Genomic DNA, 26,328 nt, shown 5'->3' with positions numbered 1-26,328 from the left:
CTTTTTTCATTAAAATAGCACAGATGGAAACTAGAACAGGAAAAGTAATATTCTACCTTCAAGGTTATGAATTTTTTTTCACTAGTCGGTAATGGTGCAGCAGAGGCTCTGTATAACCACTGGGTTGACTGTCACCTTTAAACACTAAATCGCAAGCAGCGCTGAATGCAATACTGTTATCTATGTCATCGCACATCGCGACATAAGTTAAGTCATGTACATTTTGCTGGTCGACTATCCGAGCCATTTTTTTCATGCTGTTCATCACTTGGTCTTTGGTGCAAATGCCATGCATCAACCAATTGGCAATATGCTGACTAGAAATGCGTAAGGTTGCTCTATCTTCCATTAAACCAACATTGGTAATGTCAGGTACTTTTGAGCAGCCAATACCTTGATCAATCCACCTAACGACGTAACCTAAAATGCCTTGTGCGTTATTATCCAATTCGTCAGATATTTCTTGCTCGCTCCAATTGGTGTCGGTAGCTAGTGGAATGTTTAAAATATCGTCAAGTAGTGCGTCTTCTCGCTCGAATATAGCTTGTTGTAGCGAAAAGACATTATGTTGATGATAATGCATTGCATGTAATGTCGCAGCAGTAGGTGAGGGCACCCAAGCAGTGTTTGCCCCAGATTTAACATGCGCCACTTTCGTTTTGTACATATTTAACATCTGATCAGGTATTGGCCACATGCCTTTACCAATTTGCGCTTTACCGCTTAATCCGCAGCTAAGGCCCACATCAACATTGTTGTTCTCGTAAGCTCCAATCCATTTGGTTAGCTTAATATCACCTTTTCTGGCCATAGGCCCAGCATGCATCGAAGTGTGTATTTCATCTCCAGTACGATCCAAAAAGCCAGTATTGATGAACACGACGCGAGATTTCGCTGCATGAATACAGTTTTTTAAATTAACAGTGGTACGTCTTTCTTCATCCATGATCCCCATTTTTATGGTGTTAGGTCTAAGGTTAAGTGCTTGCTCAGTTCGTGCAAATAAGGTGTTGGCAAAAGCGACTTCTTCTGAACCATGCATTTTAGGTTTAACTATATAAATCGAGCCTTGCCGACTGTTTATGCCCTGATACTTGCCGCTTATATCTAAACTGGCAATTAAGCTTGTAATCACTGCGTCAACGATACCTTCTGGTACATTGTTGCCTTGCTCGTCGAGTATAATGTTATTTGTCATTAAATGGCCAACATTACGGACAAACATTAAACTTCGGCCTTTAACTGATACTGAGTTGCCACTAACTGTCTTAAATGACTTGTCTTGAGCCATGCGACGGACAAAAGATGATTCACCTTTATTAATAGATTCAGTTAAACGACCCGTGATTAATCCAAGCCAATTTTTATAGGCTATTACTTTGTCTTCAGCATCTACAGCTGCTACCGAATCTTCACAGTCCATGATGGTAGTTAATGCTGACTCGAGTTTAATGTCAGACATGCTTGCACGGTCTGAGCGGCCAATAGGGTTGTCGTCAAAACACAATTGAATATTTAATTTGTGGTGCGAGCAAAGGATTTCAGTAGGCTGGTTTTTATCACCGTTAAAGCCGACCAATGCATCAACGTCCTTCAGTAATGTTGATTCGCCATCCGTCAATGTTGCTTTCAAGTCATTGCCAATGATCTGATAACTAATAACGTCTGCATGAGAGCCATTAGCTAATGGTAGATTGTCATCCAAAAACTGTTTGGCAAAAGCAATGACCTTGTTGCCTCTCACTGGGTTATAGTTACCCGCTTTTTCTGCACCGTCATTTTCATCAATAATGTCTGAGCCATACAATGCATCATAGAGGCTTCCCCAGCGCGCGTTAACAGCATTTAAAGCAAATCTAGCATTCATGATCGGTACAACCAATTGTGGTCCTGCCATGTGAGCCAATTCATCATCGACTTGTGCTGTTTCTATCTCAAAATCGCTTACTAGGGGCTCGATATAACCAATTGAAGAAAGGAAAGATTTGTATGAAGATAAGTCTTCCACTTGATAAGAGTTGGCTTTGTGCCAATCATCAATTTGTACTTGCAGGCTCTCTCTTTTGGCTAACAAGGCCTGATTAACCGGAGTTAGATCAGTAATGATTTCTGCAAAGTCTGACCAAAATTTTTCAGAAAGTAATGAGGTTAGAGGTAAAACCTCTTGTTCTACAAATTGGTACAAAAGCGGGGATACTTGAATATTTTCTATAGCAATGCGTTGGTTCATCGAGACAGCCCTTTACATGAGATGATTTTCCGAATGTTCCATTAAATATGGAACCGATAAGGCAATGTATTGTTTCTGAGTCTGCCAATCAATACAGTGAATTATTAATGAAGCGAATCAGTCCTGAGTGTTTCCTGTTTTTGTCTTTTAATTGGTTTGGTAATAGTCTGTATTTACAAAGAGTTGCAGACTTAATGAATGAATTTTATTACAGTATTATATGTTTTATTGTATCGTATTATACTTGGTATTCATTGTGTGAATTAAACCCCTGTAATTCATCATGTTCAATGAATAATGGACATTTGAAAATTCTAAGATTGAAAATGTGTAAGCTATAAAAAACCAGAAGCATAAGCTGCTTCTGGTTTGTTTTTTGTCGATGCATTGGACTCTATACCTTAACTTTCCGCCGCAGCCTCCATCACCAACTGCCTGAACCAAATGTGGCTTGCATCATGATGCAGTAGCGGGCTCCAGATCATTTTCAATTCAATATCTGGAATGTCAAAGGGCGGTTTTAAGATGGTGAAATTAGCATCATCTTTATGCAGCAACGCCGCCTTACTTGGCAATGTCGCGATTAACCCGTCTTCATAAGCCAATTGCATGGCAACATGGTAATTACGGGTGAATACTTTTATATCCCTTTTCTTACCTAAGCGTGATAATGCCTCATCAACCCAGCCAAGCTTTTGTACGTCTTTGGGATCCATCCCTACACCAACACCAAAGCCGGTTTTAGATACCCAGACGTGTTTAGAGGCTAAATATGAATTCAGATTAAATTTAGTCACTACCGCATTGTCTGCGCTAAGCAAACAGGAGAATTCATCACGCCAAATAGTTTTTTGATGGAATGATTGTGGCAACTCATCAAAGCGGTTAATCGCCATGTCTATCTTGCCCGCTTCTACATCGTGAAAATTAACATCACTTGGTGTCATGATGTCCATTGTGACACTAGGGGCAATCTTATTCAGTTTCTTAAGCAATTTAGGAATCAAGGTAGATGCGGCATAGTCGCTAGCCATAATACGAAATACACGCTGACTACTTTCTTCGTTAAACTCTTCTTCGCCTTGCAAAGCTTCTTCCAGCTCTAATAATATTTTCCTGATCACAGGTGATAATGCTCTCGCTCTTTCAGTGGGCACCATGCCATCAGATGTGCGTACTAAAATAGGATCGCCAAATAAATTACGTAATCGTTTTAGGCCGTTACTCATTGCTGGTTGAGTGATGTTTAGCTGACTTGCCGCCCGAGTTACGTTTTTCTCCCTTAATAGAACATCAAGGTAGATTAGTAGGTTAAGATCTATTTTAGATATATTCATAGTGTCTATATTTTTTCATTAAAACATAAGTAAGTAATATATTTGTGCCGCCTGAAATAAGCAACCAATTGTTTACTAATTAATGCTGTTAGGCTTATCTTTTTGTTCTATCTTACTGTAATTTAACGCATATTCTATCTACAGTTGCCGAGAAATTCACATACATAAATGGTGTGAATGCTCACGATAAAAACTATAAATTTAGTAAATCATAACTCGGTGAAATAGTATTGGTGTCACAGGAAACGAATGGTTTCAGTTTGAACAACAAACCAATTAGTGGCTTACCACTGAGTATATTAATAAGGGTGTTTATCATGTCTAATTATCAAAGCGCAATTGAAGCAGTAAGAGCAATTAAAGCAAAAGCAGGAAGTTCGTGGGATGTTATTGATGCTGAGTCTGTAGCACGCATGCGTACTCAAAACCAATTTAAAACAGGTATTGATATCGCTAAATATACTGCCGACATTATGCGATCTGATATGGCAGCGTTTGACGCCGACAAAACCAAATACACACAATCATTAGGTTGCTGGCATGGGTTTGTTGGGCAGCAAAAAATGATTTCAATTAAGAAGCATTTTGGCGGTCAAACAAAGGGGCGTTACTTATACCTTTCAGGATGGATGGTTGCGGCGCTTCGCAGTGAATTCGGCCCTCTTCCTGATCAGTCTATGCATGAGAAGACGTCAGTAGCTGCACTAGTTAAAGAGCTTTACACTTTCTTACGACAAGCTGATGCACGTGAATTAGGTGGCTTGTTTAGAGAGTTAGACGCAGCAAAAGCAGCGGATGAGTGTGCCAAAGCAGCGCAAATTCAAGACGCGATTGATAACCATGTGACCCATGTTGTACCAATTGTTGCAGATATAGATGCAGGTTTTGGTAATGCAGAAGCAACTTACTTAATGGCAAAACAAATGATTGAAGCGGGTGCTTGTGCGCTTCAAATTGAAAACCAGGTGGCTGATGAAAAGCAATGTGGTCACCAAGATGGTAAAGTTACCGTTCCACATGCAGACTTTCATGCAAAAATTCGCGCATTGCGTCATGCTTTCCTTGAGCTTGGCGTTGACAATGGCATTATCGTGGCGCGTACTGATTCAGAAGGCGCCGGCTTAACAAAAGAAATAGCCGTAGTTAAAGAGCCAGGCGATTCAGGTGATATCTACAACTCGTACTTAGATGTTGAGGAAATTGATGTGGCGGACATGAAACAAGGCGATGTTGTTTTCAATCGCGACGGTAAGTTAGTTCGTCCGAAGCGTCTGCCATCAGGTTTATACCAATTCCGCCAAGGTACAGGTCATGAGCGTTGTGTATTTGATTGTATTGGAGCTATCAATGCAGGTGCTGATTTATTATGGATTGAAACAGCAGTACCTACAGTTCATGAAATCAAAGGGATGATGGATGAAGTGCGCAAAGTTCACCCAGATGCGAAACTTGTATACAACAATTCACCATCGTTTAACTGGACGTTAAACTTCCGTCAGCAAGCTTATGATGCATGGGCAGAAGCTGGTAAAGATGTTTCAGCGTACGAACGTGCTGATTTGATGAATGCTAAGTACGATGATTCTGAATTGTCTGCAGAAGCTGATGAGCGTACACGTACTTTCCAAGCAGATACATCACGTGAAGCCAATGTATTCCATCACTTAATCACGTTACCAACTTACCACACTACTGCGTTGTCTGTTGATAACCTAGCTAAAGAGTACTTTGGTGAACAAGGTATGCTGGGCTACGTTAAAAATGTTCAACGTCAAGAAATCCGTCAAGGTATTGCATGTGTTAAGCATCAAAATATGTCAGGTTCAGACATTGGTGACGACCATAAAGAATACTTTGCCGGTGAGAACGCACTTAAAGCTGGTGGAGCGAAAAACACCTCTAATCAGTTTAACTAATTCAACGTATTGTTGTTGAATACAACACCCAACCAGTGAAAAGACCGCTTAGCGGTCTTTTTTTTGTTTTAAAAGTTAATTTCTACAAACAAATTATATTTGTTAATATACCAGTGGTAGGACAAGCAATTCGACAATCATAAAAATAATAATAAAACTAAAAAATTGAAGTAGGTGTTCCATGAACTTAAAAGTTGCTCATAAAGTCATTATTGGCTTCGGCGTCATTATTTTATTGTTGATATTCACCAGTATGAGTTCGATAGGGATTTTGGCTGATATTGAAGAGGCAACGGTAAAAGTTGACGAACTTGCTATTCCAACACAACAGCAAAGCAATGCCATGCAAATCAGCTTGCTCAAGCAGGGTAAGTTGTCTTCGCAAATACCTAACACGACAACATTAAATCAATTGGAGCAGATTGAAAGCTCATACCAGAAAATTGGTCAACAACTTTCGACGCAAAAATCTTCACTCATAGCGCTACTCAAACAGCAAAAACTAGACAAACAAGTATCAGCCATTTCTAAAACGTATGAGAGTTTTAACAATGGCTTTGAATTAATGCTCTCTTACAAACGCAATGTTATAAAAAGCACGGCACAGCTAAGCGAATATCAAGCGACGTTAAACTATAGCCTTGATGAGGCAGGCTTGTTTTTAGGGGATTTATCGTATTTGGATGATCCAGATAATCAGGCTACCGTAGATCGTATAGCTGGCTCTGCGGGACAAATTGAAGGCTACCTCATTGGTGTGACCAATTCTAGTCAAGGCGTGGCGATGATCAAAGACCTTATTGAGCTAGAAGACAACCAAGCTGTAATACAGTCATCGATAAGTAACATCAATCAAATGGTGAGCTACCTTGTGCGTGAAGGCGAAGAATACAATACAGATGGCGTTATTGAATCATTTGTTGAAGAGTACAACAAAGCAAGCGCTATTTTAATGAGTGAACAAGGTTTTTTCAGTGCAAAAAGATCACAACTTGAATACCAAGAAGCCTTACTTGAGAGTACGAGTGAAACAGAATCATCAGTTAATCAACTGGTAAGCTTGATTGACAAGCTATTACTGCAAGTTGATGATAATCTGCAAGCACTTCAAACCGGTGTACTTGAAGACGTTAATCAAGGGCAATTGACTACCATGGTTATAATGGTTGTAATGATTGTCGCGGGCTCTGGCATTGCCTTCGCCACTGTTCGAGCGATGATTTTACCGCTAAGTCGAATTAACAATGTCTTGGGCTATATTGCCCAAGGCGATTTATCACGCCACTTGCATGTGACCTCTCAAGATGAATACGGTGTGCTGTCGACCAATGTCAACTCTGTTCTTGACCACCTTAAGACCTTGATTGCCAATATTGGTGACAATTCAACTTCACTTAATGCGGCTGCTGCACAATCTACACATGAAATTAAAGCGGTGGCGCAATCGCTAACTCAACAACAAAGCACGGTCGAGAAAATGACTACAGTAACTGATGAGTTAAACCGTAATGCGGATGATGTACTTTCTAAATCAACGCACGCAGAAGAGCAAATGACGCAAGCGCTTTCACAAAGCGGTGAGTTGGAGCAGCGGGCTAATACTACTGCGGCTCGCATCAGTGCGTTAACCTCAATGTTAGATGATACTGCTGGTCTTATTTCGGTATTAAATAGAGAAGCGACTAACATTGGCGGAATTTTAGAAACTATTCAAAGTATTGCTGATCAAACCAATTTATTAGCGCTAAATGCAGCAATCGAAGCGGCAAGGGCTGGCGAGGCTGGTCGAGGTTTTGCGGTGGTTGCGGATGAGGTCAGAATGTTGGCCAGTCGTACGCAAGAGTCTACGGCCGAAATTAACGCCATGATAGAGTCGCTTCAAAACCAGACGAATAAAGTAGTTGATGAAATAGGAAATGGTAAAGCTGAAGCTAATCAATGCCAGCAGCAAACTGAGAACTTGCTTGAGTTCTTAGTGATCATTAATCAAGCTATTGAGCAAATGCATCAAATGAGCAGTGAAATTTCAGCATCAGCAACTCAGCAAAACTTATTGAGTAACGAGATAAACTCGGGCATTTTAGAAGTGTCTCAAATTAGCCAAGCAAGCAGTGAAAAATCAGTTTCAACACTCGAATACAGTGAAGAAGTATCGATTTTAGCTGATAAGTTGAAATACTCGGTGGATGAATTTAAAGTCAATTAGTTAGAACGTTATGAAACTTATCGACAAAAAAAGCCGCAAATAGCGGCTTTTTTTGTCGAAGTACAATGAGATTTATAAGGTAGATCCGCTAACGGCAACATTCAAATCTTTCAATATCCCATCTTTCAAGTTGTAAACTAAACCATAAACGGTAAGCTCTTGTCCATTGTCCCATGCTTTTCTTAAAATTGAGCTATTCGACACATTGGCGACTTGTTCAATGACATTTAACTCACAAAGTAAGTTAATTCTGTCTTTTTCATCAGTTAGGCCTTCAAATTTGTCTTCATGGAAACGATACACGTCTTTAATGTGGCGTAACCAGTTATCAATCAACCCGCGTGATTCATTGTCCATTGATGCCATTACCCCGCCACAGCCATAATGACCACAAACGATAATATGCTTAACTTTTAATACTTCAACTGCATATTGAATGACAGATAAACAGTTAAGATCCGTATGGACAACAACGTTTGCAATATTACGATGAACAAAAATTTCGCCAGGATCCATACCCAATAACTGATTGGCCGGTACACGAGAATCTGAACAACCTATCCATAAATACTCAGGTGATTGCTGTTCTGATAAATTTTGAAAAAATTCTGGGTCGTTTTCTTTTACCTTATCTGCCCAGTTCTGATTGTTTTTAAACAAGTTTTCTATTGTGTTCATAAAAATAAAAAGACCTATTAATTAATTTTGACGACAGGTTAACATAAAAATAACCTTGTACTGGTTGAATTAGTGCTCATATGAAATTTTACATGAAATAAATTTTCGATTTTTATAAAATACGTACACTTAATGAAGGAGACAAAAATGGCAACAGCCTGCGCACGACATATTCTAGTAAAACAAGAGGCATTAGCAAATAAGCTTAAAGAACAAATTGCTAAAGGTGCTGATTTTGGTCAAATAGCGAAAAAAAATTCAATTTGTCCGTCCGCTAAAAAAGGAGGCGATTTGGGCGAGTTTAAACGCGGCCAAATGGTTAAAGCCTTTGATGATGTGGTCTTTAAAAAAGAAGTGTTAAAAGTACATGGACCGGTAAAAACAAAATTTGGCTTTCATCTGATACAAACCATCTACCGCTCTTAAGTGAGCCGTGCTGATAGTGTTGTTTAAATACTACTGTCGCTACTCACACGTCAAAGCAATAAAATCTTTTCGCTGAAACAAGTCATCATATTTGTTTTCTAAGTATTTTGTTTGGATAATCCACTCATTAATCATTTCTGTAAGCACAACAAAACGCTTAAGTGGTGGTTTATCTTCCAAAATCTTAAGATCAATGATCGTATTGTTCATGCGCTGAACAATCATTTTGTAGCTATCTTCTTGGTAATCAATAAGAGCACCAATTTCTGTAGCCAGTTCAAAATTTGCATAGACGAGATAGCCTGATTCTCCCGCTAGTGTCCAAGCTGAATAGCGAAGCGGCTCGCTAAGCAGCATTTCCTGAAATTGGCTAAGTTGGGTTTTTGTTTCAGATTGTGCTTGCAGTTCAACAATGGCAGACTCAGCAAGGGATAACATGCCCTGTTGACGTGGAATGAAATCGTTCTTTAGTAGTACCTTATTAAACGTTAATTCTGACTTTACGTTACATAAGGCAATCATGGTTCGTTGCTCTATGTCTTTATCTTCATCCCAATCTTGCAATGCAAAAGCAAATAAAATACTCGCTCCAATAAATATCGACTCAGCAAAGATTGCTCGCCATTTTATTGGTGAGTGTTTTCGCGTTAACGGCATTAAAAATATCCTTTTAGTAAGGGGAGATCAGAAAGTAAGTGTGAAATTAGCATACTCAATACCTATTCAAAAGTTAAAGTAATAAGGTTAAGGAGCGTTGGTTTGCCGAGAAAGCAAGCTCAAAATGCTGGAATCAATTAAAGTTTGCTCAACTTAACTAACGCAGTACATGCTATTTTTCTTGCTCTTCTATCGCATCAAGCTCTTTATTACGTTGATTGATTTCTTCAAGTTGTTGTTCTGTCAATTTGAATTTCTTGGCTGATTGTTTTAACAACAAAATGCCGCCAACAATTAATCCCAATGCTATTGCACAGATGGCGATTACCCAAAAGTTCATACGTGCTCCCTGATCGATGTTGAATTTGGCTGTCTACTAATTGTACGATTAAACATAGAACCTTGCTAAATTCACTTAATTGCATTCAATTGACTAAATAGTATTAGCAAAACGGGTAATTTGTCGATAAATTGGTTAGTCAGAATTAAATAATAATAATTAGAATCGGAACACGCATATGTTAGATCGTATACAAGTCAAGCTTCTACTCCCTACAGCTGTTATTGGACTGATCTTTGTTGTCATAGCTTTCTTATTTGGTGAAGGGCTAGGTAATAATGGTACGTTAGTCTTAATTTTAGTCATGGTGCTAGCACAATCTACTGGTAGCTATTTCTACAGCAAATTGCAGCTGAGAGATCGCTTGAATAAACTACAGACGTTTTTAGATTTAGTGGTGAGCACAGAGCAAGCCCCAGAAGCGCCACTCAAAGATCAAGGTAGCGATGAGCTGTCTCATTTCACTAATCAGTTAAGTGATTTTATTGTCAATTTAGCCGATGTAATTAAAGAAATTCGTGGTGAATCGGAGCAATTAAGCCAAGGCTCAAATCAGCTAGCAACACAAATGAGTGAGTCGGTTGAGTCTGTCAATGAGTCGACCGGTCAGATTGAACAAATTGCCGATTCGATTCATCAAGTCGCGGAAACTTCAGGTATTTTATCCGAAAGTGCAGAGCAAGTGAGCGAAACAACAAGTCGAGTGATGGAGATTTTAGCGCAAGGTACTTCGTCATCTAATACTAGCCAAGTTACCATTGAAGCCGTGACAAAAGAAGTTAACGGTATGGCTCAAGATTTGGCTTTATTGCAAGAAGAATGTTCTCGCATTGGCACGGTTTTAGATGTTATTCGCGGTATTGCCGAGCAAACTAACTTGCTGGCGTTAAATGCGGCCATTGAGGCGGCGCGTGCAGGTGAGCAAGGAAGAGGCTTTGCCGTCGTTGCAGATGAAGTTAGGGCTTTGGCGCATCGCACACAAGAATCTACGGTTGAAATTCAGTCGATGGTTGAAGGGTTACAAGATAAGTCAAACAATGCTGTTAATGCGATATCACGTGGCCAAGAGTTGACCCAAGAGTCTCTGGCACATTCACAGGAAGTTGTTGGGGCGTTAGACCAGGTCGGCGATGCGTTTGCTGATGTTGATAATTTAACCTCGCAAATTGCCAGTGGGACAGACGAACAAAGACTAGCTACTGCTTCGATAAATGAAAAAGTGGCAACGGTGGTTGGCTTGAGCCGCGAAATCACCGCGGGTTTATCTTCGGTAGCAGAGCATGCAGAGCGACAAAAGCATACATCGGCAGAGGTTGATACCACCCTTAATAGAATTTGCGTATAGTTATATCACGCTATACCTTAGGTATTAAAAAAAGGGCGATGACGCCCTTTTTTATTGGTTAGATCTCACTGATGAAGCTACTGCTATGAAAACTATATCACTGGTTCGCTTGATTGCGCTGTTTTGATAAGTCTTGTAATTGCTTTGATTGCAAATGCAAACTAGTGCGCACTAACACTTCACGGTCTTCTTCTCGAAGGTAATGGAATATGACTTTGTGTTGATGACACTCATTTTTATTATTACTATCACTATCACTACTTTGAGGCATAGCCTCTAACTCAATAACTTCACCAACACAGAATACAGCACAATTTTCTTCTAACAAAAATACTTTCATTTCTAGCATTTGGCCAATATTAAAAGCGCAATCTGATTCAAAAATGACACCGCCGCCACCAAATTTAATGCCACGGTATCGGTGTTCAGGCTCATCTTGTTGACTGAGAATGTAACCGACAAGCAAGTCAATTTTGTTGGCTTGATGATTCAAAAATTCGACCAATTGACCCGCTACACCGCTGAGTGCCTGAATCGGTCGCAGCGCTGCTTGATCGAGTGCTACTATGTCGCTGGATATGCGAAAAGGGAGTGGCATTTTACTGAGGAAATGTTCAAAACTTGGCAGACGGTTAGTATCAATTGCCACCAAGTTTACAGAAAATTTATGTTCAATTGAGAAAAACTCATTAAATTGCTCAAGTTTCGTCGTGTTTTCGGCAGTGGTCATAATATCCTAACTTATTGATTTACTAGTCGCTGAGTCATTAATATGACATTATTCAGTGAGAAATTAGTTCATTTTATACTAGCGTTTAGTTGATATTCAATCTAATCAGCGTTTTACATATGCTGACATGAATTGATTAGTGATAGAGAGTTAGCTTTGCTAAAGTATTTGAATCTAAAAACATGCATGTGATCTAATGAATAAATTTTCAAATCAAACGATAACCTACCGCAACGAACTAAACGGCGACCAACCACATATTTCTGGTGTTATTACAGCAGCATTTGCCGAACATCCATACTCTGATCATAAAGAACAAGATATTGTTCAGCGACTAAGAGAGGACGAGCAACTATCCGTGTCGATTGTAGCGACTTGTACTAACACAGATCTGGATGATGAAAACAATACTTCTATTGTGGGACATATCAGCTTTTCTAAAATCACGATTGACGGTGAAGACAAGCAATACTATGGCCTTGCGCCCGTGAGCGTTTTACCTGCCTATCAACAACAAGGTATTGGCGCTAAATTAATTGAATTAGGGTTAGAGCAAATCAAGCAATTAGGCGCAAACGGATGTGTCTTGGTGGGTGAGCCTGAGTATTATCAACGATTTGGTTTCGTTCATGATGCAGCTGTAACATACTCTGGCCTGCCAGCAGAATTTTTTATGGTGCTACATTTTTGTGAGAGAAATGTAGCAGGTGAAGTGCAATATCAAGCTGCATTTATGCCCGAATAAGTGTTATAACATGCACAAATAGTGCTAAAGACAATAAGGAAGTGGAGTGTACATGATAATACTAAGGGCACTACTTTTATGCACGCTACTAAACACGAATGCTGTCGATGCCCAAGCTCATAAACCCGTAGCTGAGGTTGCTAAGTCATATTTTGATACATACTCAAAGCGTAAAGACTTTGAACGATTTATGACGTTCTATTCGGATAAGGCGCAGTTTGTCGACGTGATTTATGGTAATAATCTAAAAAACAAAGCTGAAATTAAAGCATTTTTAAACTGGCACAGAGGGGAATTTAAACGCTTATCCGGTGATCGTATTTTAACCGTCACTCGACAAATCGTTGAGGGTAACTCCGTAGTTACTGAAGGCTATTTTCACCAATTTAGTTATGATGGAAAAGTGCTGGGTCCTTGGTTATTTGTTATTAGCCAAGAATTTGATCATACCAACAAAATTGTGAAGCAAACAGACTGGATCAATTATACCCCCAGAGAAATCTTTTTAGGAGGTGAGAATTTAAATAATAAGTTGATTAATAAGTAGGGAGGTTAATACATAACGCTTTCTTTCGAAAAACAGTGTCGCAACAAAAAAGGGCAATCGATAAACCTCTTTACATTCAGGCGCATTTAAATTGCATAAGTTTGTGTTATGCTTGGCGCAATACTTCAATTAGCCATTAGTACATTAACTGGCTGTAAGCTAAATAGTTTTTAATGTTTCAACCTGTAAGTTTTTTCATCGGTCTCAGATACAGCAGAAGTCAAAATCATTCTGGCTTTATTTCGTTTATCACATTTTTTTCCATTGCAGGAATATTACTTGGCGTTGCCTCATTGATCACGGTTGTGTCGGTCATGAATGGTTTTGAAGGAGAGTTAAAAAAGCGTATTCTTGGCATTGTTCCTCATGTGATCGTTGAAGCGCCAACTGCGAGTCAGTTACCTCAAGATATTCAAACAAGATTGCTTGCCCACCCTAGTGTCGTCAAAGTTACGCCATTTGTTGAAATGGAAGCTTTAGTACAATCTGCCAGTCAACTCCAAGGCGTTTTAGTTCATGGTCTCTCACCTGAACTAGAGCAAACTAATTTGGTTAATGAACACATGACCCTAGGTACACTATCTTCTTTATCTGAGACGCCATATCAAGCGGTTATTGGACGGTCATTAGCGCGCAAACTATCGGTAAATATCGGTGATAAGTTACGCCTTGTGTTGCCTAATAAAACCCTATTTACCCCAATGGGGAGAATACCTATACAACGCACATTTAAAGTGTCGGGTATCTTTTATGTTGGCTCGCAAATTGATGACAGTGTCGTTTATATTCACACAGATGCCGCTAATAAGTTACAAAGAAAAAAGCCTGAACAATCCTCACAATTAAGGATTTATCTTGATGATCCTTTTATCGCTGATGGCGTTGTTAACCATTTTAAACAGCAATTTCCGAAACTCGAGTTTACTGTTTGGAAACAGAGCCAAGGGGCGTTATTTTCCGCGGTCAACATGGAAAAAAATATGATGTGGCTTATGCTCAGCCTGATAGTAGCGGTAGCTGCTTTTAATATTGTTTCAGCCTTGGTCATGGTCGTGAATGATAAACAAGGGGAAATTGGTATATTGCAAACCATAGGGATGTCACGCCTAGGGATAGTGAAAATATTCATGACTCAAGGGTTAGTCAATGGCAGTTGGGGCGTTATTTTAGGGGCAAGCCTAGGGGTATTATTAACCCAAGCCTTAAACCCAATCATGGAGCTTTTTGGTCTAAATGTATTTGGACAAGGTTATGCAAGTCAACAATTGCCGATTCGAATTGAGTGGCCAGACATTGGCGTTATCGTATTGTCAGCCTTTGCCATGAGCCTACTTGCCACCCTTTATCCCGCTTATCGAGCATCACAAACACAGCCCGCAGAGGTATTAAGAAATGAGTAGTGTGCTTAGCTGTCAGCAGCTTTCAAAAGTATACCGCCAAGGAGATGTTGAAACTCCCGTTTTAGCTGATTTGAATTTAGAAGTTAAAAAAGGTGAATTGCTGGCTATTGTCGGTAGTTCAGGTTGTGGTAAAAGTACGTTTTTGCATTTAGCAGGAGCGCTTGATCTGCCCAGTGCAGGACATGTTTTTATTAACGATATTGATATTCATACCTTAGACGATAAAAAACGGGCAAAATTTAGAAATCAGCATATTGGCTTCATTTACCAATTCCATCATCTAATGATGGAGTTTACCGCAGAAGAAAATGTCGCGATGCCATTGCTAATTCGTGGAGATGCACCGAAGTTAGCCGTTCTTGAAGCGCGAAAGGTGCTCGAGCAAGTGGGCTTGGCTCACCGAATGAGTCATAAACCGTCAGCGCTATCTGGAGGCGAAAGACAACGTGTCGCGATTGCGCGAGCGTTAGTGACTAAGCCTGCGATTATTTTAGCGGATGAACCCACGGGGAATTTAGATTTCGACACCGCAGAAGCTATTTATCAATTGATCAAACAGCTCAATCAGCAGGTGCAAACCAGTTTTGTTGTTGTCACGCACGATTTGACCCTTGCAGGTAAGATGGATCGTCAATTAAAGCTAGACCATGGCAAATTATTGCCATTGGATGAGTAGCAGAAAGATGTTTAAGCCACTAAGTTTATTTCTTGCCTTTCGTTATATTCGTGCACGACAAGTGGGTGGATTTGCTTCGTTTATTTCTGCTTCATCAACCATAGGTATTGCCTTAGGTGTAATGGTGTTGATCATCGTCCTTTCGGCAATGAATGGTTTTGAGCGGGCTTTGGCGGATCGTTTGTTATCCATCATTCCACATGGTGAGGTTATCGCCGTCAATGAGCCAATTGTAAATTGGCGGGATAAAGCGAAAAAAATCATCACTCACCCTGATGTTATTGCAAGTGCGCCTGTGATTAAGCTCAATGGCATGATCCAGCATAAAGCGGAGCTTAAGTCCCTTGAAATTAGAGGTGTTGATCAAACGCTAGAACAACAGGTTTCTGCAATCACAGACTACTTAATTGCAGGGCAGTGGGATACATTGTATTCAAGTACTGACCCTTCTCAGTCACAAGGTATTATTATCGGCAGTGGTATCGCTAAAAAGTTGGGTGTTAGCCTTGGTGATAAAATTCAGTTGTTGCTGCCCGCATCAGATATTAATCAAGGCTTGTCAGTTAAATTTCCAACGCCGAAAAAGCATAATTTAATGGTTGCCGGAATATTTAAATTTGGCGGCATTGTTGATGATAATTTAGCTTATATCTCTTTAGCTAAAGCTCAAGACATTAAGCAATTGTCGCCAGAGCAAGTGGACGGTATTCGCGTTAAAGTGAGTAAAGTCTTTAATGCCCCATCGATAACTCGTGACGTTGCTTACAGCTTTGATCATTATGTTTATATTCATGACTGGACACGCACGCAAGGGCATTTATACAACGATATTCAATTAGTGCGTATGGTGATGTTTATTGTCATGGTATTGGTTATCGCGGTGGCAAGTTTCAACATTGTTTCCACACTGATTATGGTGGTCAATGAAAAGCGTGGTGACATTGCGATATTAAAAACCATGGGCGCAGCGCCTAGCACCGTGATGATAGCTTTTGTGATTCAAGGTATGATGAACGGTTTCATTGGAAGCCTTTCAGGTGGCATTTTGGGAGTTATCATTGCGCTTAATTTGACCGAAATTTTTGCTGCAATAGAAACGTTTTTTGGTGTCACGTTCTTATCTGGTGATGTTTACTTTATTGATTATTTGCCAACACAGTTAGTGCAGTCAGATGTTATTGCTACTATTGTTGTGGCTTTGATTATGAGCACCTTAGCAACTATCTACCCCGCGTGGCGAGCAACAAAAGTAGAGCCAGCAGCAGTACTTGGCCAAATTTAGTTGCCATTTTAAGTGGCAGTAATATGACCAACAACTTGTTCTCACGCCTATTTACAACTGCTAACAAATTGCGTTAGCGTCGATCAGTCCATGCCTAGTGTTTACATTTTTTTTACATTATAGTGTGAGATTGGTACCCCATACATGGTAGATAGAATAATGAATAAGCTCTTGGCTAAATTACTTAGTCCATTGGTACTGTTGTGGTCGTTATTGACTGTCAGCACAGTATTCGCACACGTTGATAGTGCACACAACAATCAAAAGCAGCACGACTATCAATTACTCAACACGGTTAACCCAACACACCAAATTGTTTCGCTGAAGTTAGACCCAGCTTCAGACGCTTTTACCGGACAAACCAAAGTCGACTTAAATTTTGCAGAAGACGTTAAGCGCTTTAACATGCACTGGATCGGGCTAGATATTGAAAAAGTGGTGCTTTTAAAAGGGAATGAGCACAGGGCATTGACGATTACTGATGCTAAACAATATGACATGTTTTGGCTAGGTGATGGTGATGTTATCAAAGCCGGTGATTATCAGCTAAAAATTAAATTTAAAGCAAAGTATTCTAAAGACGCTTTAGGTTTATATAAGACCAATTATCAAGATAACGACTACCTATTTACTCAGTTTCAGTCACTGTATGCACGCCGTGTATTTCCAGTATTCGATGAGCCGTCAGCCAAAATACCTTATCAACTGATCCTGACAGTACCGACAGAACTAACCGCGCTGACCAATACCCCCGTAAAAAGCTCAAAAATACACAGCGATTTTAAAACGATCGTATTTGAAACTAGCCCTCCGATGCCAAGTTATCTAATTGCCCTAGCGATAGGTCCGTTTGACAGGAGCCCAATTGAAGGGCTTTCCGTCCCAGGAGCAATTTATTCTCCAAAAGGCAGCGGCTCACAAACAGGTTATGCGGTTACGCATACCCCTGCTATTCTAACAGCGCTCGAGCAGTATTTTGGTATCGACTACCCTTATAAGAAATTAGATTTTATTGCAGTGCCGGATTACGCCTTTGGTGCGATGGAAAACCCAGGGTTAGTAACCTACCGAACAGAGTTGTTGCTACGTGGTGATAACGCTAGCGCAGGACAAGCAATCAGCACTCTCAATGTTATTGCTCATGAATTAGCGCATATGTGGTACGGCGATTTAGTCACCATGAAATGGTGGGATGATTTATGGCTTAACGAAGCGTTTGCTACTTGGATGGCGCAAAAAATACTCGATAATCTATACCCAGAGTTACGCTCTGAGCTGCAATTGCCACAACAAGCAGCCTTTGGTGAAGACGCTTTAGTCGCGACAAAATCGATTCGCAAAGAAGTTAAAAATAATAATGATATTGAAGATGGTATGGGGCTGAACTATACCAAAGGCCATGCCATGCTTGCGATGATTGAGCAAATGGTCGGTAAAGAAACCTTCCAACTCGCTATTCAGACTTACATGAAAAAGCACAGCTGGGGCAATACCATTGCTGATGATTTATGGAATGAAGTTTCTATTGCATCAAAGCAAGACGTCAAATCTATTGCTGATAGCTATTTGAATCAACCGGGCTTTCCGTTAGTGACGTTTGGTGAAAAAGGTAAAATCTCTCAACAACGCTATCGAAACTTGAATGCACAAGTGACAGAGCAAAATTGGCAAGTGCCTGTAGCAATTAAATACAAAGTGAATGGCGAAGTGAAACAGACCTCTTATTTACTGAGTGAACAAGAAAGTGTTTTTGCACCGGGCACTGAAGCTGAATGGGTTTTCCCGCTAGATAATGGTAACGGCTATTACATGTGGCAAACATCAGCGCGCCAATATCAAGCGCTATTGAATGATCTTGATGCATTGACGCCAAAAGAACAAATTGCGTTAATCATGAACAGTAATGGTTTACTTACAGCAGGTAAAATTGGTATGGCAGAGCATTTTGAACTGCTATCAAAACTTGCGAAAACAGAAGATGCCGTGGTGTTTCGCGAAATTATGGAAAACATCAAATATACCAGCGAGCTTTATATCAGCAATGACAATCAAGGCAAAATTAGCCGATTGGTTAATGACAGTTTAAACCCTTGGTATGAGAAAATTGGTGTTAGCACAAAAGAGACGGATAGCGACGATATCTTGTCTTTACGTCCACGATTATTGCGTACTTTAGGGCAGCTAGGTAGTAATCCTAAACTTGTCACTGAGCTTAATAAAATTGCGATAACATACTTAGAATCTCCTAAAAGTGTTGATGCCAGTCTAGGCCGTGAAGCACTGCGCATAGCTGCAATGAAAGGCGATGCAAGCTTAGCCAAAAAATACATAGACACATACTTAAGTACTCAAGACGCGACTTTAAAATCAAATATCACCGCATCGTTTTATTTTGTCGACGAGAAAGCCATAGACTATGTGCTTGCTGAAATGCTTGCTGACAGAATGCCATCGGGTGATAAAGCAAGACCGGTATCTGGGCTGTTTTATATCAATAAGGATCACAGTTACTTATACCAATGGATGGATAATAACTTTGAAAAATTTAGCCACGCTATTCCTGAAAATATGCAAGGGTATATGCCATTTATTATGGGTGCAGAATGTCGAGCTGAAAACTTAGCTAAGTTAGAAGCGTTTTTCAAAGACAAAGACGCGGCATATCAGGCGAGTATGATTAAAGCGATGGAAAGTGAACAAAACTGTATTACCTTGAAACAAAAAGAAGAAGCTTCTTTCAATGCCTTCTTGGACGAGTACACCGGACTTTCTGATTAAAGTTACGGATTGAACTGATAAGTTTTATCGATAAAAGCGAGTCGTTTAGTTACGGCTCACTTTTCTTTTATTCCATTCTTTGATGACGTGATAACGCCATAAACCTTGGATGGCAAAATACCCTAAAGTGGAAAACGTAATTGCCGCTGCACCACAGCCAATCAAAAATTCTGGACCGATAGTTGTAATGCTATCAACGACCCATTGCCAACTGGCCTCAAAATAAAATTCATGTTCTTCGCCACCAACAATCCAAGTGCCTAATAGCCAACAAAAATAAAATATTGCCGGCATGGTTAGTGGGTTAGTGATCCATACCAATGCAATCGCAAGCGGTAAATTTGCATGTACTATAATGGAAGTGCCAGCAGCTAGTATCATCTGAAAAGGGACAGGGATAAACGCGAAGAAAAGCCCTACAGCAAATGCTTTTGCAACGGAATGACGGTTTAAATGCCATAAATTTGCGTTGTGTAATAACGCACCAAACACCTGCAAATGCTTATTGCTTTTAATGGTGTTGTGATCTGGCATTAATCGTCTAATGGTTTTTTTAGGCATAAATAAATATAGGTTTAAGGATATTCATCACCATGGATAGGTGGTTACTGAGCTTCTTTATAGGGGCTATTTTGTCATTGTTTAGTCCTACAGTGCCAGTCATTTTTTACAAAACTTTGCTTAGTATCATGCTTTTAACCTTTTTAATCGCTAAGCAATGGCGTTCGTCTTTAGCATTTATTATAGGCGCACTTTGGCTATTATTTAATGCTTATCAAATAGAAAATATCTGGCAACGAAACGATGTAATACCAGCTGCTTTGTGGGGTAAAGAACAGCGGTTGACAGTACACGTCTCTTCAATCGTTACCCATCCTTCCTCTGAGTATAGCCAATTGAGCAAGCAAGCTCGGGGGACGATGTGTCAGCTTAAACAGCAGAAAACAAGCATAGATAATGAACACTTCTATGGTCAAATTACTTATTTGAATGCTCAAAAGTTGCTTTACCCAGTCAACATTCGGCTTAGCATTAGCCGTCAATTTCTCATCTGTCACCCGGAAACAATACAGCACGGACAAACGCTAATATTGTTCGCAAAACTCAAACCTAGCTATAACTTTGCCAATAAAGGCACTTTTAATTATAAAACATGGCTGTTGAGCAAAGGAGTTTCTACCACTGGCTATATCAATACGCAAAAGGTGATCTCAGTAGCTGATGGGTCATTAAGTACACGTTATCAATGGTACCAACAATTTGAACAACTCGTCGAAGAAGAGCCATTAAGAGCCATCTTATTTGCTTTGACTTTTGGCGAGCGGGCTTCGTTTAATGATGAAACATGGCAGGTGCTACGACAAACAGGAACGCAGCATTTAATCGCCATTTCAGGGTTGCATATTGGACTAGTAGCAGCGTTTGCCTACCTGTTTTTACGACTATGTATTAGGACCTTTCCCTTGTCCAGATTGCTCAGAAATCAAGGTTTACCTACCAATGTATCTAATGCTTTATTGTCAGCCAATGCGCAGCCTTTATTGCTCTTAATAGCTGGTTTTACAGCCCTGTTTTATGGATATTTAGCGAATTTCAGCACGCCAACGACACGTGCGTTAGTCATGCTATTTTTAGTGCTAATCGCTCGAAGTTGCTATCTTCATCTCTCTTTTTTACGGCTGATGCTACTGACTTTATTTCTATTGGTTCTCATCGCGCCGATGAGTCTTTTGACGGCGAGCTTTTGGCTAACGTTTTATGCAGTGATAGTTATCGTGTTTATTTTGTGGCGATTTAAACCGACAGCCAATCACGTATTGAATCAAAGTCTTATTCAATCATCCGCCAGCAAAATAAAAAAGTACATCGTGATATTGGTGAAAATTCAACTGGCGATAACGCTATTGATGTTGCCGATTAATTTAATCATTTTTGGCCAGTTTTCTTGGTTATCAGCCGTGGCAAATCTTGTTGCTGTGCCTGTAGTGAGCTTATTGTTAATGCCACTTTTACTGTGCGCTATGTTAGCACTTCCGATAAACCTGTCGCTTTCGTCTATTTTTATTGAATTGGCACTACGAGTTTTAACACCACTGTGGCATTTTTTAACCTATTTATCACAGCGACCACACGCCATTGTTGAGTTGAGCATCCATCTGCAAGTGCTGATGATTATTATTGTTTTATGCTTTATTGTCCTGCTGTTGTCACCCAAAATTTTGTTATCCATTTCATCACAATTGCGCAACATAAAATTAAGGTTTAAGACTCATCTCTTACCACTGATACTTTCCTTATTGACGCTTGCGTTTGTTCAATTTAAAGATGAAGCTTGGCAACTTCATGTCTTAGATGTTGGACAGGGCTTAGCGGTTGTTATTATTAAAAATCAACGGGCGATTGTTTACGATACAGGTGCTCATTACCCCTCAGGTTTTAACTTTTCAGCTAGCGTAATTACCCCGTTTCTAAAGGCAAATAACATCAATGAAATTGATTACTTGTTTATCAGTCATGATGATAATGACCATGCCGGCGGGATAATCACTTTGCGTGAGAATTTTGAGATAAACCATTTGGTCTTCAACGAAGCGCATATGCTAGGCGATAAAACTTCCTTAGCAAGTCAAAGTAATCATCAACCCTGTATTTCCGGGCTAAATTGGCAATGGCAAGGATTAGCTATTAGGGCGCTTCATCCTTTAAAGGAAGCTGGTAAAGACAATGATGATTCCTGTGTGCTGATTGTTAAAGGATCATCTCATAGTGCGTTACTGACAGGCGATATTTCGAAAAAAGTTGAACATCAATTAGTTAACCTTTATGAAACAATACAACCTCTGAAAAAGCTCAATGTTGATGTTTTGGTCGCGCCGCATCATGGCTCAAAAACGTCCTCTAGTCAGAGATTTATCAACTGGGTTTCCCCTCAATACGTCGTCTTTAGTGCTGGTTTTATGAATCGGTGGCATATGCCTAATGCAGAAGTACTTGCAAGGTATGAACGGGCGGCTATTGAGCACTTCACGACGTCAAAAAGTGGCGCCGTAAGTTTCATTTTTTCGGGTTCTAGGGTTGAAATAAGCCAACATCGTCTAGATATTGTCCCATATTGGTTCGCAAATTAATGGCTTACGGTCAATTATCAAGGCAATTGCTTGGTAGATAAGGGATTTAAGGCTAGAATATGTGGGCGCTATTATTACTTCTTTTTCTCTGAGAGCTGCATGCAAGACAAACCACAAACGAGCACTTGGCAAAATTTCATTCGTTTAATGCAATACGCAAAGCCTTACAAGGCGGGCTTTATCGTCGCAATTATTGGCATGTTAGGTTATGCAGCGGTTGATAGTTACTTTTTTTCCAACTTACAGCCGCTACTTGATGATGGGCTAACAGGAAAAAACCCTAACATCATGAAATGGGCTCCCGTTTTTGTGATTGTATTGTTTATCCTTCGCGGTATTTTCCATTTTATGGGTAATTACTGCCTTGCATGGGTGGGCAATAACATCGTAGCAGATATTAGGCAGCGGCTGTTTGAGCACATCATGGCAATGCCGGTTAAATATCATGATAAAGAATCCACAGGTACGTTAATTTCCAAATTGACCTTTGATACCGAGCAAGTGCTTAGTGCTACCAGTAAAGCCTTACTGACGCTCGTGCAACAAGGGGCGTTTGTTACCGGTTTACTGATCGTGATGTTTTATAATAGCTGGAAATTATCAGCCATCTTTTTACTGATTGTGCCGATCATTGCAGTTATCGTTACGTTTGTCTCGAAACGCTTTCGTATGGTTAGCAAAAAAATTCAAGACAGCATGGGCGTGGTCACCAGTGCCGCAGAGCAAACCTTTAATGGTCATAAGGTGGTACTAACCTTTGGTGGTCAACAACGTGAAAGCGAACGCTTTGGCAAGATCAACAAGCACAACCGTCAACAACGCATGAAAATGGTGGCGACTAAAGCGTCAAGTGTTCCAATTATTCAAATCATTGCGTCATTTGCATTGGCATTTGTGCTCTATATCGCTAATTTAGAATCGATGAAAGAAAGCTTAACACCGGGTATCTTTACTACGGTGCTAAGCTGTATGGTGATGTTGCTCCGCCCATTAAAGTTATTAACTACCGTTAACAGTGAGTTTCAACGAGGCATGGCCGCATGCGCCAGTATCTTCAAAGTACTAGATGCTGAGAAAGAGAAAGATTTAGGCACCACGGCACTGGAAAAATCTCGAGGTGTATTGGAGCTAAAGGATGTTGATTTTGGTTACGACGGAGAAGAGCAACTGGCGTTGAAAAAGCTTTCGTTTAAAGCTGATGCTGGGCAAACTATTGCTTTAGTTGGCCGCTCTGGTAGCGGTAAATCAACGACAATTTCATTGTTACTACGCTTTTATCAAGCCAATGCCGGTAAAGTTCTTGTGGATGGTGAAGACATCAATTCTTATAAATTAGCGGATATACGAAAGCAGTTTGCCTTTGTGTCGCAGCAAGTGGTGCTTTTTAATGACTCTATTGCTAATAATATCGCTTACGGTAAACCCGATGCCAGCCGAGAAGAAATTAATGCGGCTGCTAGAAGTGCCCATGTCATTGAGTTTGCCGATAATATGCCAGACGGATTAGACACCAACATAGGCGAAAACGGCGCCATGCTCTCCGGTGGCCAACGACAACGCGTTGCCATTGCTAGAGCTTTATTGTGTGATGCGCCGTTCTTAATTTTAGATGAAGCCACCAGCGCGTTAGATACAGAATCAGAACGGCATATTCAAGACGCATTGCAAGTATTACAGCAAAATCGAACATCTATTGTCATTGCGCACCGTTTATCCACCATTGAAAAAGCCGACCAAATCCTAGTGATGGAACAGGGCGAAGTGATCGAGCAAGGCAAACATGGGGAATTGTTGGCCAAAGAAGGGGCTTATGCTCAATTGCACAGCTTTCAATTTGGTCAATAAAGGCTTGATTTAAAATGAGATTAATCGAGAAGGTATGGTTTTCTGGACATAATGCAAAATGGCTTTTAGTACCATTACTTTTCCCTTTAACCCTACTTTTTTGGCTGTTATCATCGCTTCGTCGTCAAGCCTATAAATGGCAACTCCTTAAAGCTTCCTGTTCAGGTATTCCCGTTATCGTTGTTGGTAATATTGGTGTTGGCGGTAATGGTAAAACGCCATTGGTGATTCACTTAATTCAAATTTGTCAGCAGCTTGGTTTACGTCCAGGGGTGATAAGCCGCGGTTATGGCGGTAAGTTGCAAGCAAGACAAACTTACCCATTGACCCTAAATCAATATACGCCAGTTGAACAAACCGGTGATGAACCGTTTTTGATTTATCATCGCTGCAATGTGCCAGTTGTTGTGGGGCCTGAACGCATATCAAGCGCAAAGCAGCTTAAATCTTTAGGTTGTGATATTGTCATTGCGGACGATGGCTTGCAGCACTATAAATTAAAGCGAGACTGCGAAATTATTGTGGTTGATGGTAAACGCGGATTCGGCAACGGTTTGTTGTTACCTGCCGGGCCGCTTCGTGAAGGTCAGTGGCGCTTATCAAGTGTACAACATGTTGTGCTCAACGGAGACAACAAGTTAGCAATTGATGTCAAGCATCAGAAAATGAATTTACAAGCCTGTGAAATAGTGAATATCAGCACGGGTGAGCGATGTCATGTTGATGAATTTATTCATAGCCATCCGCGAGTTAATGCTGCGGCTGGTATTGGCGATCCGAGTCGCTTTTTTAACACGTTAAGGGACAACGCTTTTATTACAGAGCAAGTAAAAGCCTTTGTTGATCATCATCATTTTGTTGAAAAAGATTTTCAATCGTTCAAAGATGACTTACCTCTGTTGATGACTGAGAAAGATGCGGTAAAATGCAAAGCATTCGCCAGTGCAAACTGGTGGTATTTAGCGGTCATCGCGAATTTTAGTGAATCAGATAATCAAGCGTTTGTTGATACCATTACTGATATCAAGAATGTAAAAAAAGATAGTTAAGCAAGTTCGTACTAAACAATACGGTTTAGACAATATTTAATGACAAAAGAGTAGTAATTATGGCATTTGACATCAAACTAATGGAAATTTTGGCCTGTCCAGTTTGTAAAGGTAAGTTGGACTTAGATCGTGAAAACAATGAGTTAATTTGTAATTTTGACCGACTGGCTTACCCAATTGAAAAAGATATCCCAGTGCTTTTAGAAAATGAAGCACGACGTATAAATTCAGAAGAGGCGTAATTATGTCTTTTGTTGTTGTTATCCCTGCGCGTTACGAGTCTTCGCGTTTACCAGGCAAAGTGCTAGCAGAAATTGACGGTAAGCCGATGATCCAATGGGTGGTTGAGAAAGCTCAGCAAAGTGGTGCGGAGCGCGTAATTGTCGCGACCGATAACAGCAAGGTTGAACAAGCCGTACTTGGCTTTGGTGGAGAGGTGTGTAGAACAAGTGCGGATCATCAATCAGGTACTGAGCGACTTGCCGAAGTGGTGGAAAAATACCAGTTTGCCGATGATCAAGTGATTGTCAATGTGCAAGGTGATGAGCCATTTATTCCAGCTAACAATATTAGCCAAGTAGCAAAAAATTTAGCGGGTCAAAACGAAGCCAACATGGCAACCTTAGCGGTCAATATCGCCAGTGTTGAAGAGGCGTTTAATCCTAATGCGGTAAAAGTATTGTGCGATAAAAAAGGGTATGCGATGTATTTTACCCGTGCAACCATACCATATGATCGTAATCGTTTTCTAGGCAAAGACACGGTGACTGAAATAGGTGATTTTTATCTACGTCATATCGGAATTTATGCGTATCGTGCGGCTTTTATAAAAGAATATGTCGCGTGGCCAGCAAGCCAGTTAGAGCAAACAGAATCATTAGAGCAGCTAAGAGTTTTATGGCAAGGTGAAAAAATCCATGTTGATGTCGCGCCGCACAATTTACCGGTTGAAGGTGTAGATACGCCTGAAGATTTAGAAAAAGCACGCGTGTACGCAGCGAGTTTAAAGTAAC

General features: G+C 40.3%; 22 protein-coding genes. 15 read left to right on the top strand and 7 right to left on the bottom strand.

Annotated features, from left to right (window positions below; translation table 11 throughout):
* Window positions 1–64: 64 nt before the first annotated feature.
* Together QUE03_RS14350 and QUE03_RS14345 are read right to left on the bottom strand one after the other, a co-directional pair.
* Entirely contained in the window at window positions 65–2,230 is a 2,166-nt protein-coding gene (locus tag QUE03_RS14350; RefSeq protein WP_286262630.1) for a malate synthase G, read from the bottom strand.
* 401 nt (window positions 2,231–2,631) lie between these two features.
* Window positions 2,632–3,567, bottom strand: a complete 936-nt coding sequence (locus tag QUE03_RS14345; protein ID WP_286262629.1) for a LysR family transcriptional regulator — start codon at window positions 3,565–3,567, stop codon at window positions 2,632–2,634.
* Between the two features lie 317 nt (window positions 3,568–3,884).
* On the opposite strand from QUE03_RS14345, the gene QUE03_RS14340 reads away from it, so the two are divergent.
* Both QUE03_RS14340 and QUE03_RS14335 read left to right on the top strand, forming a co-directional pair.
* A complete protein-coding gene (locus QUE03_RS14340) occupies window positions 3,885–5,483 on the top strand; it encodes an isocitrate lyase (protein ID WP_286262628.1) in 1,599 nt (532 codons plus the stop codon).
* A 181-nt stretch (window positions 5,484–5,664) separates the two neighbouring features.
* Window positions 5,665–7,689, top strand: coding sequence for a methyl-accepting chemotaxis protein (locus QUE03_RS14335; RefSeq protein WP_286262627.1), 2,025 nt, complete (start codon window positions 5,665–5,667; stop codon window positions 7,687–7,689).
* A gap of 72 nt (window positions 7,690–7,761) precedes the next feature.
* On the opposite strand, the gene can is transcribed toward QUE03_RS14335, so the two are convergent.
* Window positions 7,762–8,367 carry a carbonate dehydratase gene (can, locus tag QUE03_RS14330; RefSeq protein ID WP_286262626.1) on the bottom strand — a complete coding sequence of 202 codons (606 nt, stop codon included), beginning with the start codon at window positions 8,365–8,367 and terminating at the stop codon, window positions 7,762–7,764.
* A gap of 147 nt (window positions 8,368–8,514) precedes the next feature.
* Between can and QUE03_RS14325 the strand changes: the two genes are divergently transcribed.
* Entirely contained in the window at window positions 8,515–8,793 is a 279-nt protein-coding gene (locus QUE03_RS14325) for a peptidylprolyl isomerase (RefSeq protein ID WP_286262625.1), read from the top strand.
* 39 nt (window positions 8,794–8,832) lie between these two features.
* Here the strand turns inward: QUE03_RS14325 and QUE03_RS14320 are convergent, their stop codons facing one another.
* A complete protein-coding gene (locus tag QUE03_RS14320; RefSeq protein ID WP_286262624.1) occupies window positions 8,833–9,450 on the bottom strand; it encodes a hypothetical protein in 618 nt (205 codons plus the stop codon).
* Between the two features lie 172 nt (window positions 9,451–9,622).
* Window positions 9,623–9,790, bottom strand: a complete 168-nt coding sequence (locus QUE03_RS14315; RefSeq protein WP_286262623.1) for a DUF2897 family protein — start codon at window positions 9,788–9,790, stop codon at window positions 9,623–9,625.
* A 178-nt stretch (window positions 9,791–9,968) separates the two neighbouring features.
* Here QUE03_RS14315 and QUE03_RS14310 point away from each other — a divergent pair, with 178 nt between their 5' ends.
* Window positions 9,969–11,135: a methyl-accepting chemotaxis protein gene (locus tag QUE03_RS14310; protein WP_286262622.1), complete on the top strand. Its 1,167-nt coding sequence runs from the start codon at window positions 9,969–9,971 to the stop codon at window positions 11,133–11,135.
* Window positions 11,136–11,232: 97 nt separating this feature from the next.
* On the opposite strand, the gene QUE03_RS14305 is transcribed toward QUE03_RS14310, so the two are convergent.
* Window positions 11,233–11,865 (bottom strand): PilZ domain-containing protein, encoded by a 633-nt coding sequence (locus QUE03_RS14305; RefSeq protein ID WP_286262621.1) that lies wholly within the window; start codon window positions 11,863–11,865, stop codon window positions 11,233–11,235.
* A 196-nt stretch (window positions 11,866–12,061) separates the two neighbouring features.
* On the opposite strand from QUE03_RS14305, the gene QUE03_RS14300 reads away from it, so the two are divergent.
* The 6 genes from QUE03_RS14300 (at window position 12,062) to QUE03_RS14275 (ending at window position 19,293) form a co-directional block, all read left to right on the top strand.
* Window positions 12,062–12,610 (top strand): GNAT family N-acetyltransferase, encoded by a 549-nt coding sequence (locus QUE03_RS14300; RefSeq protein WP_286262620.1) that lies wholly within the window; start codon window positions 12,062–12,064, stop codon window positions 12,608–12,610.
* Between the two features lie 52 nt (window positions 12,611–12,662).
* Window positions 12,663–13,157 carry a nuclear transport factor 2 family protein gene (locus QUE03_RS14295; protein WP_286262619.1) on the top strand — a complete coding sequence of 165 codons (495 nt, stop codon included), beginning with the start codon at window positions 12,663–12,665 and terminating at the stop codon, window positions 13,155–13,157.
* A gap of 173 nt (window positions 13,158–13,330) precedes the next feature.
* On the top strand, window positions 13,331–14,557 hold the full coding sequence (locus tag QUE03_RS14290) for a lipoprotein-releasing ABC transporter permease subunit (protein WP_286262618.1): 1,227 nt from the start codon (window positions 13,331–13,333) through the stop codon (window positions 14,555–14,557).
* Window positions 14,550–15,233 (top strand): lipoprotein-releasing ABC transporter ATP-binding protein LolD, encoded by a 684-nt coding sequence (gene lolD / locus QUE03_RS14285; protein ID WP_286262617.1) that lies wholly within the window; start codon window positions 14,550–14,552, stop codon window positions 15,231–15,233. Before QUE03_RS14290 ends, lolD begins: the two co-directional genes overlap by 8 nt.
* 7 nt (window positions 15,234–15,240) lie before the next feature.
* Window positions 15,241–16,515: a lipoprotein-releasing ABC transporter permease subunit LolE gene (lolE, locus tag QUE03_RS14280; protein ID WP_286262616.1), complete on the top strand. Its 1,275-nt coding sequence runs from the start codon at window positions 15,241–15,243 to the stop codon at window positions 16,513–16,515.
* Window positions 16,516–16,659: 144 nt separating this feature from the next.
* Window positions 16,660–19,293: a M1 family metallopeptidase gene (locus tag QUE03_RS14275; protein WP_286262615.1), complete on the top strand. Its 2,634-nt coding sequence runs from the start codon at window positions 16,660–16,662 to the stop codon at window positions 19,291–19,293.
* 45 nt (window positions 19,294–19,338) lie between these two features.
* Here QUE03_RS14275 and QUE03_RS14270 read toward each other — a convergent pair whose 3' ends face one another.
* On the bottom strand, window positions 19,339–19,854 hold the full coding sequence (locus tag QUE03_RS14270) for a DUF2062 domain-containing protein (protein WP_286262614.1): 516 nt from the start codon (window positions 19,852–19,854) through the stop codon (window positions 19,339–19,341).
* Window positions 19,855–19,886: 32 nt separating this feature from the next.
* On the opposite strand from QUE03_RS14270, the gene QUE03_RS14265 reads away from it, so the two are divergent.
* From QUE03_RS14265 to kdsB, 5 genes are all read left to right on the top strand, one after another.
* The gene (locus QUE03_RS14265) at window positions 19,887–22,421 is read left to right on the top strand and encodes a DNA internalization-related competence protein ComEC/Rec2 (protein ID WP_286262613.1); all 2,535 of its coding nucleotides are present in this window, start codon (window positions 19,887–19,889) and stop codon (window positions 22,419–22,421) included.
* 99 nt (window positions 22,422–22,520) lie between these two features.
* A complete protein-coding gene (gene msbA / locus QUE03_RS14260; RefSeq protein WP_286262612.1) occupies window positions 22,521–24,266 on the top strand; it encodes a lipid A export permease/ATP-binding protein MsbA in 1,746 nt (581 codons plus the stop codon).
* A 14-nt stretch (window positions 24,267–24,280) separates the two neighbouring features.
* Window positions 24,281–25,315, top strand: a complete 1,035-nt coding sequence (gene lpxK / locus QUE03_RS14255) for a tetraacyldisaccharide 4'-kinase (protein WP_286262611.1) — start codon at window positions 24,281–24,283, stop codon at window positions 25,313–25,315.
* 59 nt (window positions 25,316–25,374) lie between these two features.
* The gene (locus QUE03_RS14250; RefSeq protein WP_286262609.1) at window positions 25,375–25,557 is read left to right on the top strand and encodes a Trm112 family protein; all 183 of its coding nucleotides are present in this window, start codon (window positions 25,375–25,377) and stop codon (window positions 25,555–25,557) included.
* A gap of 2 nt (window positions 25,558–25,559) precedes the next feature.
* The gene (kdsB, locus tag QUE03_RS14245) at window positions 25,560–26,327 is read left to right on the top strand and encodes a 3-deoxy-manno-octulosonate cytidylyltransferase (protein ID WP_286262606.1); all 768 of its coding nucleotides are present in this window, start codon (window positions 25,560–25,562) and stop codon (window positions 26,325–26,327) included.
* The last annotated feature ends 1 nt before the right edge of the window (window position 26,328 follow it).

Source organism: Thalassotalea atypica, from assembly GCF_030295975.1.
Lineage (GTDB): Bacteria > Pseudomonadota > Gammaproteobacteria > Enterobacterales > Alteromonadaceae > Thalassotalea_F > Thalassotalea_F atypica.
This window is presented reverse-complemented; position numbering and strand designations above follow the sequence as displayed.

What these genes read in the sequence shown, in the direction of transcription:
- kdsB (WP_286262606.1), top strand. Translation starts at nt 25,560, where the DNA reads ATGTCTTTTGTTGTTGTTATCCCTGCGCGTTACGAGTCTTCGCGTTTA.
- QUE03_RS14325 (WP_286262625.1), top strand. Translation starts at nt 8,515, where the DNA reads ATGGCAACAGCCTGCGCACGACATATTCTAGTAAAACAAGAGGCATTA.
- QUE03_RS14345 (WP_286262629.1), bottom strand. Translation starts at nt 3,567, where the DNA reads ATGAATATATCTAAAATAGATCTTAACCTACTAATCTACCTTGATGTT.
- QUE03_RS14270 (WP_286262614.1), bottom strand. Translation starts at nt 19,854, where the DNA reads ATGCCTAAAAAAACCATTAGACGATTAATGCCAGATCACAACACCATT.
- can (WP_286262626.1), bottom strand. Translation starts at nt 8,367, where the DNA reads ATGAACACAATAGAAAACTTGTTTAAAAACAATCAGAACTGGGCAGAT.
- lpxK (WP_286262611.1), top strand. Translation starts at nt 24,281, where the DNA reads ATGAGATTAATCGAGAAGGTATGGTTTTCTGGACATAATGCAAAATGG.
- QUE03_RS14305 (WP_286262621.1), bottom strand. Translation starts at nt 11,865, where the DNA reads ATGACCACTGCCGAAAACACGACGAAACTTGAGCAATTTAATGAGTTT.
- QUE03_RS14250 (WP_286262609.1), top strand. Translation starts at nt 25,375, where the DNA reads ATGGCATTTGACATCAAACTAATGGAAATTTTGGCCTGTCCAGTTTGT.
- QUE03_RS14275 (WP_286262615.1), top strand. Translation starts at nt 16,660, where the DNA reads ATGGTAGATAGAATAATGAATAAGCTCTTGGCTAAATTACTTAGTCCA.
- lolD (WP_286262617.1), top strand. Translation starts at nt 14,550, where the DNA reads ATGAGTAGTGTGCTTAGCTGTCAGCAGCTTTCAAAAGTATACCGCCAA.
- QUE03_RS14315 (WP_286262623.1), bottom strand. Translation starts at nt 9,790, where the DNA reads ATGAACTTTTGGGTAATCGCCATCTGTGCAATAGCATTGGGATTAATT.
- lolE (WP_286262616.1), top strand. Translation starts at nt 15,241, where the DNA reads ATGTTTAAGCCACTAAGTTTATTTCTTGCCTTTCGTTATATTCGTGCA.
- QUE03_RS14290 (WP_286262618.1), top strand. Translation starts at nt 13,331, where the DNA reads ATGTTTCAACCTGTAAGTTTTTTCATCGGTCTCAGATACAGCAGAAGT.
- QUE03_RS14265 (WP_286262613.1), top strand. Translation starts at nt 19,887, where the DNA reads ATGGATAGGTGGTTACTGAGCTTCTTTATAGGGGCTATTTTGTCATTG.
- QUE03_RS14295 (WP_286262619.1), top strand. Translation starts at nt 12,663, where the DNA reads ATGATAATACTAAGGGCACTACTTTTATGCACGCTACTAAACACGAAT.
- QUE03_RS14320 (WP_286262624.1), bottom strand. Translation starts at nt 9,450, where the DNA reads ATGCCGTTAACGCGAAAACACTCACCAATAAAATGGCGAGCAATCTTT.
- QUE03_RS14340 (WP_286262628.1), top strand. Translation starts at nt 3,885, where the DNA reads ATGTCTAATTATCAAAGCGCAATTGAAGCAGTAAGAGCAATTAAAGCA.
- msbA (WP_286262612.1), top strand. Translation starts at nt 22,521, where the DNA reads ATGCAAGACAAACCACAAACGAGCACTTGGCAAAATTTCATTCGTTTA.
- QUE03_RS14310 (WP_286262622.1), top strand. Translation starts at nt 9,969, where the DNA reads ATGTTAGATCGTATACAAGTCAAGCTTCTACTCCCTACAGCTGTTATT.
- QUE03_RS14300 (WP_286262620.1), top strand. Translation starts at nt 12,062, where the DNA reads ATGAATAAATTTTCAAATCAAACGATAACCTACCGCAACGAACTAAAC.
- QUE03_RS14335 (WP_286262627.1), top strand. Translation starts at nt 5,665, where the DNA reads ATGAACTTAAAAGTTGCTCATAAAGTCATTATTGGCTTCGGCGTCATT.
- QUE03_RS14350 (WP_286262630.1), bottom strand. Translation starts at nt 2,230, where the DNA reads ATGAACCAACGCATTGCTATAGAAAATATTCAAGTATCCCCGCTTTTG.